6 protein-coding genes are annotated in these 12,984 nt (G+C 34.3%); all 6 read left to right on the top strand.

Features of this window, described 5'->3' with window-relative positions:
* Nucleotides 1-16 precede the first annotated feature (16 nt).
* The 6 genes from ITJ86_RS05540 (at nucleotide 17) to ITJ86_RS05565 (ending at nucleotide 12,983) form a co-directional block, all read left to right on the top strand.
* Nucleotides 17-2,071, top strand: coding sequence for a tetratricopeptide repeat-containing sensor histidine kinase (locus tag ITJ86_RS05540; RefSeq protein ID WP_195870626.1), 2,055 nt, complete (start codon nucleotides 17-19; stop codon nucleotides 2,069-2,071).
* The gene (locus tag ITJ86_RS05545; RefSeq protein ID WP_195870627.1) at nucleotides 2,068-2,694 is read left to right on the top strand and encodes a response regulator transcription factor; all 627 of its coding nucleotides are present in this window, start codon (nucleotides 2,068-2,070) and stop codon (nucleotides 2,692-2,694) included. The genes ITJ86_RS05540 and ITJ86_RS05545 overlap by 4 nt, the downstream gene beginning before the upstream one ends.
* A gap of 57 nt (nucleotides 2,695-2,751) precedes the next feature.
* The gene (locus ITJ86_RS05550) at nucleotides 2,752-3,531 is read left to right on the top strand and encodes a helix-turn-helix transcriptional regulator (RefSeq protein ID WP_195870628.1); all 780 of its coding nucleotides are present in this window, start codon (nucleotides 2,752-2,754) and stop codon (nucleotides 3,529-3,531) included.
* 161 nt (nucleotides 3,532-3,692) lie between these two features.
* Complete coding sequence (locus tag ITJ86_RS05555; protein WP_195870629.1) at nucleotides 3,693-10,097, top strand: choice-of-anchor D domain-containing protein; 6,405 nt, start codon at nucleotides 3,693-3,695, stop codon at nucleotides 10,095-10,097.
* 373 nt (nucleotides 10,098-10,470) lie between these two features.
* Nucleotides 10,471-12,243: an AMP-dependent synthetase/ligase gene (locus tag ITJ86_RS05560; protein WP_195870630.1), complete on the top strand. Its 1,773-nt coding sequence runs from the start codon at nucleotides 10,471-10,473 to the stop codon at nucleotides 12,241-12,243.
* Nucleotides 12,244-12,527: 284 nt separating this feature from the next.
* Nucleotides 12,528-12,983, top strand: coding sequence for a MarR family winged helix-turn-helix transcriptional regulator (locus ITJ86_RS05565; protein ID WP_195870631.1), 456 nt, complete (start codon nucleotides 12,528-12,530; stop codon nucleotides 12,981-12,983).
* Nucleotide 12,984: the final 1 nt, after the last annotated feature.

A 12,984-nucleotide genomic window follows, 5' to 3' on the forward strand; every position in this document is an offset into this window, starting at 1 on the left:
ACCAACTTATTTCCTTATGGTGGCTAAAGCCCTAAAATTAAATAACATTATTTGTGGTATTTTTATCATTGTTTCACTTCAATTAGTACATGGCCAAAAACAAGATGTCAATATTGAAGCTGTTAATGCAATAAAACAAAACATAAATCAATCTAAGAAAACCATCCAACTTAAATGGATGGATAGTCTTTTAACTTTAATTAGAGATACCAAAGGGTTTAAATACGACTCTATTGCAAGAGAAACTATTGACTTCTCCATACAGCTAGACTCCTTTAATTTGGCTGCATATCACACTGCAAATCTTATTAATTATAATAATAATTTTGTAGGCAACCCAAAAGAAGGCGTCAGTTTATTTAATAAATATTTTCCCATCTTAGAAACGCATATATCGCTTCGTAATAAAGCAAGTTTATATATTGATTCTGGAGATAGCTATTATTATATAGGTAAAGTTGACAAATCTATAGAACATTACGATAAAGCTATTTTTTATGCTGACAAAGACAACAATCAACGTATTAAGGCTTTTGCAATTTTATACAAAGGCTATGCCTACAATGACGAAGGCCAATTTGTTGAAGCTTCTAAAACGCTAATCAATGCTGTTAAAATTTTTGAAAACGTTAAAGACACATTCAACATTATTGGAGCTAAAAATTCTTTAGGAATAGTCTATAGCAAGAATGGGTTTTTAGAAGAAGCAAACACAGAACGTAATGAAGCTTTGGTCTTAGCTAAAAAAACCAATAGCATTGGACAAATTGCAACTTTAGAAGTAAATGCAGCTGCCGATTTTCGTAAAACAAAAGATTATGAAAAGCAGATAAAAAGCCTACAAACTGCATTAGCAGCTTCTAAACAATCAAGATTTGCAGATGATTTATATCCCAGAATAGTAAACCCTCTTATTTTGGCTTATGTAAATACAGACAGTCTTGATAGAGCGAAATTTTACTTAAAGAAAATAGAAAATTCAGATAAAAATTATACCCAAGGTGTATATGAGTCGAGCTATATTAAATCTAAACAACAAATTGAATTAGCAGATAAGAACTATAACCAGGCATTGCAACTTGGTACAACCTATTTAACAATTGTAAACAACAGTAACAATGTAAATAATATTGAACATGCTGAACGTTTTCTCTCTCAAGTTTATGATTCCTTAGGTAACGATAGCAAAGCTTTCTTTCATTATAAAAATGCGAAACACATAGAAGATTCCATTTATAACATACAAAAAACTAAAGCTTTAAGCTATTACCAAACACTTTATGAGACTGAGAAAAGAGATGCCATGATTAAAGCCCAGGAATCTGATATTTTATTACTCGATTCTAAAAACAGGGTTAAAAATCAGTGGCTAATATTTGGATCCTTAGGTTTGCTAGGCCTTTTCAGTATCGTTTATCTTTATCGTTCAAAACAGTTTTTAAAGAAAAAAGAACAACTTCAAAAAGTATTTGCACAAGATTTATTACGAAATATTGAACGCGAACGCAGTCGCATATCTAGTGAATTACATGATAGCATTGGGCAAAGCTTGTTATTAATAAGAAACAAAATAGTGCTTAATGATGATATTGAAAATTCAAATACGTCTTTAGTAGATAATGCCATACATGAAGTACGCACCATTTCCCAAGATCTACACCCTTTTCAGTTTGAAAAATTAGGACTTATAAAATCCTTAAAATATCTTATTGAAAAACTACAAAACAATTCAAACATTTTCTATTCAGAAGATATCGATGAGTTAAAAGATGAAATTCCTATAGAACAAACCATTTTTGTATACAGAATGATACAAGAATGTCTTAATAATGTAGAAAAACACTCAGAGGCCAAAGCATGTCAATTAAATATTGAAGAAGTTGCTGATGCCGTTACTTTTGAAGTAAAAGATAATGGTGTTGGATTTGACCTTACCGAAGGTATCGATCAGCTAAATAGTTTAGGGATGCAAACTTTAAAAGAACGCGCCAAAATTATTAATGCACAGTTAAGTATCTCATCAACCAAAGGCAAAGGCACCACTGTAATTATTAAAGTTCCTAAAAAATGAAGCCTACCGTAATTATAGCAGATGACCACCCTTTACTATTAGAAGGCAATAAACTTTTTTTAGAAAAAAACTGGTATAATGTAATCGCCACAGCAAATGACGGTAATGATGCTTATAACAAGATTATAAAACTACAACCAGATGTTGCCATTTTAGACTATGACATGCCAATTATTGATGGTCTTGAGGTCGCAAAAACCTTAAAGTCAAAAAACAGCTCTACTAAAATTATTATCCTCACTTTACACAAACAAGAAAGCATTATTAAAGAAATTGGAAAATTAATTGATGCTTATATTTTAAAGGAATCTGCTTTAAGTGAACTAGAAACCTGTTTAAAAAAAGTATTGAATGATGAAAACTTTGTGAGCCCAGCACTAGAGGACAAAGTATATTTAAAATCTGGAAATACAGATATTTCATCCTTAACAAAAACAGAACTAAAAATATTGAAATACTTGGCCTCTAATCTAAGTAGTTCTGAAATTGCTGAAACTTTATTTATTTCGAAACGAACAGTAGAGAAGCATCGCAGTAATATTATCTCAAAACTCAAATTAGACAAAAGCCAGAATGCTCTTGTCATCTGGGTTCAGAAACACCAAGAACTCTTCACTACGTAGACCTACGTATTTTAGATTCTAATCTAGCAATATACTTTTATAAGAAAGAAACGTATTATGCTGGTTAGACACAAACTTCCATTTAACCATTGGCTCCTAGACATCTATAGCATTGATCTGAAACCTCACGTAGACAGTCATATTATAGTGCCTAATGGGTATTCATATATACTTTGTATTGCCAAAAATAAAGTTTCAATAAATTCAAAAAACATCACTAAAGACACCATAGCGTGTTTTAAGCCTACGCAAAAAGTTGTGTCTATTGATTGCCATAAGCCAACAACGGTTATTGTTGCAAAATGTATTCCTACATATGCTGGATATATAATTAATAATGAACAAAAACGCATCTACAATTTAAACCATCTCATTTCATCAAAACATTCCAGATGGTCCAAACAATTGTTTAATTCCAATTCAGACCTTTATTTGCGTATACAGCTTTTTAATTCAATATTATCTCAACTCAATTTTAAAACCATACATAAAACCATACTAGACAATATTGTATTATATATTCACGCCTGTAAAGGCAAAATAAGTATAAAGGAACTCACACAGCGTTATTCTTGCAGCGCGCGATATATTCAGAAACAGTTTAAATCTATCATTGGTATTACACCGAAAGTTTATCTAAACCTTGCAAAACTCTATTACACTTTATTAGAATTGGAAATTACAATTAAAAGCGAGGCAGATGTTACAATACTTAATTATTACTATGATCATTCACATTTCTCAAAGACAGTAAAGTCGTTATTAGGCGTAAGTTACTCTAAGTACAAATCTTCTAAATCCAATCTAACATCTGTTTTACTATGTGAAGACTATTAGCCGATTATGTTCGCATTCATACCACAGAACACCGGCCAAAAGACATATTTTAACGACCAATTACAAAATTTTATAAGTTTAATCAGTAGCTACGTAGACCTACGTATATGTTTAGATACATCGGTCTACTAACTTGCAACCAAATTTAAATCTAACCTATTATGAAAAAATTTACGCTCCCAGAATGTTGGTCATCCAGATTATATGGCATCTATTGTCGCGAAAAAAATCCCATTATACATTTGGTAATGCTATGTTTTACAGCTTTTCTATTATTGGCAAGCAATCAAGACCTTAATGCACAAGCCCTCACCTTCAACCCCAACCCAATAGACATGGGTAATATAGAGGTTGGTCAAATGTTTGAAGCTTTTGTCGATATTTCAGATTCTGATCCAGTAGCTGAACCCAATGCAAATTACATATCTAATGTTTTTATTACCAATGACACAGCAGGCATATTTGTTAGTGGCAATTATTATTATGATGATAATGTAGGTTTTGGAAATCTAGGTGTTGGCATAAACCCTATAAATGAAGGTACATATACCGCAACATTAAATGTAGAGGTAGATGAAACAGACGGCACACAAATCTATCAAATACCAATTACGGCCACAGTTATACCAGCTTCATACCCAGAATTAACAGCCTCTAACTTAGACTTTAACACCATACATGTTAATACTAATACAACGCAAGATTTGATTTTAAGCAATAGCGGAAACGAAGATTTGGTAATCGACAACTTTAATCTCGATAACTCATCCGATACTACATTTACATATACTCAACCCAGTACGCCATTAACCATAACTCCTGGCAACACCTATACAATTCCTATAACTTTTTCACCTTTACCATTAGACGGTGGCTCTACCGGAAGCGTATTCAATAGGTCAACAACCCTTACCATAACTAGCAACAACTATTTTGAATATGAGACAGCTATAAATGTTACAGGAAATGTATTCCCAAGTAACCCAGTAGAAACAGACACTGACTTTGGCAATGTTGAGATTGGACAAACCGTATCCGGAAGCAATTCCATTACCAATAACGGTGAAGGTGAACTTTTTATAGACAATGTTTATTTCGATACTTATCATATTGGCGCAGATGCAACGGCAGATTTTTCGTTAATAAATCCACCGACATTTCCAGTAATTTTAGCTCAAGGCCAATCACTTACCGTTGATATCGAGTTTACTCCAAATGATTTAAGTTTCAGACGTGTGTATATGCGTTATGCCGCTAGAAACCATACAAGTTCAGTAATAAGTCCTACTATTGAAGGTGTAGGCGTGCAGTCAGAAATTTCATTTCCAACTGATATTAATGCAGGGAATGTGCGTAAAGGAGAATCTGAAACATACACCTTAGAAATTCAAAACCCTGGCACACTAGCGACCCAAATTTCTTCTTTAGAAATCAGTGGTACAAATGCTGATGTTTTTTCTATTACTGATAGTAGCCCACAAACCATACCTGCTGGTGGTTCTGTAGATTATAACGTTGAATTTTCAAGCGATACAGCTGGTGGCAAAACAGCACAAATAAATTTTACTAGTAATGTCGATAGCAGTCCACATAGTATTAATCTTTTGGCAAATATTACCAATTCCAAATTAAGGGTAAGTCCTGCAGAATTAGAATTCCCAGAAGTTTTGGTGGGCTCGTCTACTACTCCATTAACCGTAACACTCTCTAACGAATTTGGTACAGATGCTGTGGAGATACAAAATATTGTTTTGCCTAGTTCAGACTTTACAGTGAGTGGCATTACGACACCATTAACCATTGCAGCTGGAGGTGAAAGCAGTTTTCAGGTACAATGCAATCCACAACAAACAGGAAATGTTTATGCTCCATTGATCGTAGAAAGCAATGACGATAAAGCTTCAATTGGCATTAACTTAATGGGTATTGGTGTTACTCCAGAAATTCAGTTAAGTAGAACTCAAATGTTTTTCTTAAACACCGCATTGTATAGTAATGGTCGTACCGAGATACTTTCAATTCAAAACAACGGCACTGGCGATTTAATACTTAACGATGCTAACATTGTAAACAGTCCTGGTTCATTTGGCCCCATTCAGTTTGAATTATCATCACCCCTTACCCTACCAGTAACTGTACCACCCAGTGAATCTTACATTATTCCTGTAAAATTTAATCCATCAAATATTGGAGGTTATACGGGGAGATTAAACCTAGCTACTAATGATGGCGACATAGGTATATTTTTAAGTGGTACAGCTATTGCACCTAGTGCCCATGTTGACAAAAATGAAGAATTTCCAGAGAATATAAGGATAGGTGAAAGTATTACAAGAGCATTTACAATAACAAATAATGGTGTAGGTACTTTAGAGATCTCGGATTTTGAACTTGTAGAAGTGGGAATTGATGCCGATGACGAACCCGATTTCACTTTGGATATCACGCTGCCATATTATATTGCTCAAGGACAAACTAGAACCTTACAAATTGTCGCCAACCCAATATCTACAGGCTATAAGAATGTACAGTTAGAACTTACTACAAATACCGTTTCTGGAGCCATAACGGGTGATCCTTTGTTGTGGTCTTACAACGTTTTAGATCTCGCCTATTTTGAAGGCGAAAACGTTAAACAAATGACAGATGCTGGCATTGGAGAAACCTCATATACACCATATACTATAACCAATACTGGTGAGGCAACTATGGTGGTATATGGTGAGCATGCAGCTTTATATCAAGCTGGAGGAACGTTCACAATACCAAATCAATCTGAGCTACCGACAGAATGGAATTCATACAATAACTTTCCTTTTACTTTAGACCCTGGAGATAGCAATGATATTATAATTGCATATTCACCTTCTACAACCTCTGCATATGGTGAAATTGCATTAAAAACCGGACCAGTTTTAAATAACGCTAACGAAGGTGGTTTTGAGTATTCTGCAATAATTAAAGCATCTGGTGGTGCATTATTACCTGCATTAACAACAATAGAAGCACAACCTATCACGTTCCCGCTCACAAGTATAGGAAGATCTAACTCAAAAATCGTTACCATAAAAAACACTGGAACAACCGACCTTATTATAAATAACACCTATGGAGACGGTACTTATATGTTTAAAGACCAAGGTAGTTTAACCAATATTACCTTGGGTGTTGGAAACACTATGGATTTTGAAATTTTATTTAACCCTAGTGACTTAGGTACTGTAGAAGGTTATTTTGGTTTCGATACTAATGTACAAAGTCAATTTGTAATTGTAAATGCAACTGGTGAAGCTAAAGAACCTGATGAAATCGTGGTCAACGGATTAACTTTTGAAGCAGATACGAAAATAGATTTGGGAGACGGAAAATACATTCTAAGCGGAAATGTACACGCGGGAAAAATGGAATTTGGTGGAGATGTAACTATAAATTTAGGCTCTAACAATGTAAGTTGCCAATGTAAAGTTTACACCACAAATATAACACCTGTAGGCGAATATGGCGGAGCAGAAGTCGATTTAATGGAAGGAGATATTACTTTTAAAGTAGAACAATCAGAAGATGGTACTCCGTATATAAATGCAGCCATCGATTCTGGTTTAACAGGTGTAAATACATTTTTAAATTTGGTAGACATTCCTATAGAATTTTCAAAGTTTGAACTCATCACAGGTGATGATCCTGGTATTGAGGTTGGTGGGTCATTAGATCTACCTGCTGATATTTTTGGTCCCGATGTAAACGTTACCATAGATCGATTGCGAATTGTTGAATCTGGAGTGAATATTGAAGGCTCTTCAAGTATAAGTGGAAACCCAGCCGTAAAGGTTCTTAATACTTTTGAGCTTCAAGAAGCAGGAGTTAACTTCAATACGTTCGAAAACTCATTTGGAGGGAATGCAGCCATAAAGCTTTCATTATTAGGTAAAACAACTTCTATTGCTGGAGGCGTACAGATCATTAATGGTGGTTTGGATTCGGTTTCTTTAGAAGTAGAAATCAGTCCAGGCATTCCTTTAGCAAACACAGGATGGGAACTTTCTGGTGGTAATGGATTTATTAATGGTATTCAAGTACCTCCATTGTCAATCGGTTTAGGTGTAGATTTAAAGCCTATAGCACCTATAGACATTCTTAAATTAGATAATATGCAATTGGCATATACCTTTGGTACATCATTAGAGGCTAGTGGTACTATATTGGTCCTTAATCAAACTGTAGGTGGAGGAAGTATCTTAGTAAACAATTTAGGATTAACAGCAGAAGCTTATGTTAATTTATACGGTGTATTTAGAGGTGATGTTTCCTTACTTGTAGAAAACAGAACGTCTGGTCTTTTTGCAGAAGCTATGGCGGATATGTCGCTTACCATCCCTGAAATACCTGCTGCAGATTGCGCGATATGTGAAGCCGTAAATGGCTATTTACCATATACTATTGCAGAACTTAAAGCAAAAATCAACAACGATAGATTTAAAGCAAGTACAACCATTGCAGATGTGTTAACTCTAGATATAGGAGTTGAGTTTGGTGGTGATGTTAAAGTAGGCGGAAAGTTTGGAATAATTCCTTTTGGCGACAGTGGGAGATCTGCAGAAAACAACTTTTCGGAATTCTATATCGAAAATGATGAAAATGCAAAAGCAATAAATGAATTAGAAGGTGGCAGTTTAGTAGTTGCTTCTCGCGATAGTAACTCTCAAATACCATTTAACTTGTCACAAAACTACAGCAACGTTATTGTGCGAATAGAAGGTGATAATGCATATCCAGATGCCACATTAACCTTACCCGATGGCACTGTAATTACACCTATATCTGCAGAAACCAATGATGCTTTATATACCGAAAGTAACGAAAACTTTAGAGTGTTTTATACACTAAAAGACACTCAAATTGGTGAATACGAAATTAATGTTGAAGGAGCTGGACCTTATGAAATCGATTTATTTGGTGCTGGATTTGCACCAGAAATAGAAATTACAAGCGTAAACTATGACAATAGCACTAAAGATGTAACCATTACTTGGAACGATCAAGATTTAGATAGCGATGCAGTTATAGCACTCTATTACGATATTGATGGTAAAGGTGCTAATGGTAAGCAAATTGTAGGTGGTATATCTGAAAACGATACTACAAACCAATATACCTTTAATGCGTCTAATTTAATTAGTGGTACCTACTTTGTTTATGCAAAGATTGAAGATGAATCTAACCCAGCAGAATATGCATATGCAACAACCACATTTACTGTTATAAACGAATCCCCTGTAGATACACCAACATTAATTGGTGCCTTAGAAGATAATGTTTTTAAACTTGCTTGGAACCCTGTAAATGATGCTGATCACTACGTCATGTATATCGATGAAGAATTGGTAACACGTTACAGTAGTAGCCAAGGTGTTGGTGATGTAACCGCTTTCGATTTTAAAGATATTGCACCAGGACGTTCGTATAAATTTGGTGTAACTGCAATGCGTGAAGAATTAGATGGTTCATATACAGAATCCAATTTATCTAATATTATAGAATTTGAATTTATAAGCCCAGATGTTAACAACATTCCAAAGTTAGAAACTGAAAGCTTAGCTCCTGTAACAGATCCTTGTAGTCCATATACATTTACGGTTAACTATTCAGATCCTGATACTGGAGATATTTTAGAATTAACAATGCCAACGCATCCAGAGGGTATGACTTTAGCAGGAAACACCATAAACTGGACTCCAACCGCTGATCAAATTGGTAAACACCAAGTCATCTTAAATGTTGCCGACGATAAAGGAGGTGTTGATGAAAAAAGCTTTGTAATCACAGTATTTAATGCTAATTCAGCGCCAACTCCAGATTTAAGCGTACTTCCAGTTGCTGAGGCAGCATGTAGCGTTACACTTAATGCGCCTAGTGCTACAGACGACTGTAGTGGTACTATTACTGCAACAACAACTGATGCGACAGCCTATACGCAACCTGGCGACTATATGGTAACTTGGGTTTACGACGATGGTAATGGCAATCAAACTACACAACAACAACGCGTAATTGTAACAGATACTGAACTTCCAACAATAGCGTGTCAGCATATAACTGTGGCGTTAGATGAAACGACTGGTTCAGTAACTATACTTCCAGAAGATTTAGATAATGGAACTACTGACAACTGTGCAGAAGTTGAAGACTTAACATTTAGTCTTTCGGAAGATACATTTACGGCAACAGGAGTTTACGATGTTACTTTAACAGTAGAAGACGAAAACAACAATTTAGATTCCTGTGTGGCGCAAGTTACTGTAGAACCATCATTGAGTATAGATGAAGCCACGAAATTAGATGGCATTAAACTGTATCCAAATCCAAATAGAGATGGCAGACTTAATCTTGAAATTCCAGATGACATCAATCTTGAGAAAATTGAAATTTATGATGCTATAGGTAGAAAAGTGATGGATATTAACCACATTGAAAATTATATCAATATAGATAATCTATCATCAGGCAGCTATTTGATTAAATTTTCTTCAGCAATAGGAAATACAACTAAAAGGATTAGTAAATTGTAATATTAATTCAATAATTAAAAAGGTCAAGGTAATTTTATCTTGACCTTTTTGTATTTATGATGGTGTGATTAACTAAACTTAGTTTAATATTCCAAACAAAAATGGCAGTCTTTAACGTGTAAATTGTTTTCATTTATGTAGAGATTATTGCTTTAAACAATTGGTTCAACCTTCTGGTTAACCGTATAAATATCTTTTTAATAATAAAACGATACTGTTATCAAACTAATAGTTAAACGCATGCTAGTACGTTACCATTTTCTTGATTCAATAAATAATTCCTAATTTATTATCACCTACGATATTAATTATATAATTTTTAACTTTAATTTTTATATTTTCGTAATCACTTACTAAATAAGCGTCCATAAATATGACAGAAGTAACACGACTTTTTGATTTCCCCTACTACCAATTAAAACACAAACCAACGTCTAATGCGCTAGTTACCAAATACAATGGAAAGTGGGAACCGACTTCAACGCAAGAATACATAGATAAATCCAATGCAATGAGCAGAGCTTTATTGCGATTAGGTGTTCAGAAGAATGATAAAATTGCAGTTATTTCAACTACAAATAGAACAGAGTGGAATATCATGGATATTGGAATTCTTCAGCTCGGTGCACAAAATATACCGATATACCCAACTATTAGTGCTGAAGATTACGAGTATGTATTAAATCATAGTGAATCTACGTATTGCTTTGTTTCCGATGAAGTAGTCCTAGAAAAAGTTCGAAAAGTACAAGCGAATACCAAAATAAAAGAAGTGTATTCTTTTGATCATATTGAAGGCTGTAAACACTATTCCGAATTGTTAGAACTCGGAGAAGACCACAGCAATCAACCTGAAGTAGAATTAAGAAAAGATGCTGTAAAGTCAACCGATTTAGCAACTATAATTTATACGTCTGGTACAACAGGAAAACCTAAAGGTGTTATGCTTTCTCACTGGAATATAACAAGTAATGCTTTAGATAGTTCACCTAGAGTGCCATTAAAAGAAGGAGAAACGCGTGTTTTAAGCTTTTTACCAATTTGTCACATTTTTGAACGCTTGTTAATCTATGTGTATCAATATGCAGGAACTTCCATTTATTTTGCAGAAGGCATTGATAAAATTGGTGAAAATGCCAAAGAAATTAAACCAAACTTAATGAGTGTTGTTCCGCGACTACTCGAAAAAGTTTTTGATAAAATTATGCTGAAAGGTGATGATCTTTCTGGCATAAAAAGGTCATTATTCTATTGGGCAGTAAGTTTAGGAGAACGTTGGGAACCTTACGGTGCAAATGGAGCATGGTACGAATTTCAACTAAAAATCGCGGATAAACTTATTTTTAGTAAATGGAGAGAAGCACTTGGTGGAGAATTAGGAACAATGGTTTCGGGAAGTGCAGCGCTTCAACCGCGACTTGCTCGAATTTTTGGAGCAGCAAAAATGAGAGTTATGGAAGGTTACGGCTTAACAGAAACATCACCTGTGATTTCTGTAGGTTTATATAGAGATAACATGTATAAAGTTGGTACTGTCGGAAAAGTAATAGACAACGTAGACGTAAAAATTGCTGATGATGGTGAAGTCTTAATAAAAGGCCCAAATGTAATGATGGGTTATTATAAAGATCCTGACAAAACAGCTGAAGTAATGACAGGAGACTACTTTCACACAGGAGATAAAGGAGAAGTTGATGCCGATGGTTTTTTAAGAATCACAGGTCGAAAAAAGGAAATGTTTAAAACCTCTGGTGGAAAATATGTCATTCCGCCGCTCTTAGAAAATGATATGAAACAATCGTTGTTTATAGAGCAGATTATGGTTGTAGGTGAAGGCGAAAAAATGCCAGCAGCTTTAATTCAACCAAATTTTGATTTTATTCGTGATTGGATTGACCTGAAGCAAAATAACGTAGGCAAAACTGATGTTGAGATAGCTAACTCAGAAATTGTGATTAACCGTATCCAGCAAGAAGTAGACAAGTATAATAAACACTTTGGAAAATGGGAACAAATAAAACGTTTTGAACTTACGCCAGATGCTTGGTCAATTGAAGGTGGACACCTTACCCCTACCATGAAAATGAAACGCTCCATAATTAAGGATATTTATCAAGATCTTTATGACAAAATCTATCGCGTATAATTATAAGTCATTTATTTAACGATCTTAATAAAAGAAACAGCCGCAAATAATAATTGCGGCTGTTTTTTTTTAAAACAATCTCTAATTTGTTTTTTTATAGATGAAACAATTAGTGCTACTAATAGTACGACCAGTCAATATATTGATATATTCACAAAATTTACCCTCTTAAACAGCGTAATATTCAGATTAGAAGATTTATTTTTAACATAATGAAATAAATTTTCAAAAATACTATGCGTGCATAGTATTTTTTTACTATCTTTGGTTTTCAAATACAATCCATGAAAGATAAAACCATTGACTATGTCTTAAGAACCACATGGTTGGCAGTCAACAAAATGTACAACGAAGAAGCCTCCGCTTTTGGAACAACTATGGCAACTGGGTTTGCATTGTTAAGTATTGATCCTGAGAAAGGAACACCTTCAACGTCCTTAGGTCCAAAAATGGGAATGGAAGCCACAAGTCTTTCCAGAACCTTAAAAACCATGGAAACAAAAGGTTTAATAGTACGTAAACCAAATCCTGAAGATGGACGTGGTGTACTTATTTTCTTAACGGATTTTGGTCGAGAGAAAAGAGAATTATCAAAAGAAAAAGTGCTCACTTTTAATGATACTATAAAAAACAACGTCTCACCAGAAGAACTGTCAAATTTCTATAAGGTTGCCGAAATCATTAATAATATGATTTCTAACAAACAGATATATAATAAAAACGAACACATTTTAAAATAAG

It is taken from the genome of Winogradskyella marina, from assembly GCF_015645385.1.
Classification (GTDB): domain Bacteria; phylum Bacteroidota; class Bacteroidia; order Flavobacteriales; family Flavobacteriaceae; genus Winogradskyella; species Winogradskyella marina.

Bases quoted from the DNA above. Each gene is read 5' to 3' on its own strand.
- ITJ86_RS05540 (WP_195870626.1), top strand. From the start codon at position 17: ATGGTGGCTAAAGCCCTAAAATTAAATAACATTATTTGTGGTATTTTT.
- ITJ86_RS05545 (WP_195870627.1), top strand. From the start codon at position 2,068: ATGAAGCCTACCGTAATTATAGCAGATGACCACCCTTTACTATTAGAA.
- ITJ86_RS05550 (WP_195870628.1), top strand. From the start codon at position 2,752: ATGCTGGTTAGACACAAACTTCCATTTAACCATTGGCTCCTAGACATC.
- ITJ86_RS05555 (WP_195870629.1), top strand. From the start codon at position 3,693: ATGAAAAAATTTACGCTCCCAGAATGTTGGTCATCCAGATTATATGGC.
- ITJ86_RS05560 (WP_195870630.1), top strand. From the start codon at position 10,471: ATGACAGAAGTAACACGACTTTTTGATTTCCCCTACTACCAATTAAAA.
- ITJ86_RS05565 (WP_195870631.1), top strand. From the start codon at position 12,528: ATGAAAGATAAAACCATTGACTATGTCTTAAGAACCACATGGTTGGCA.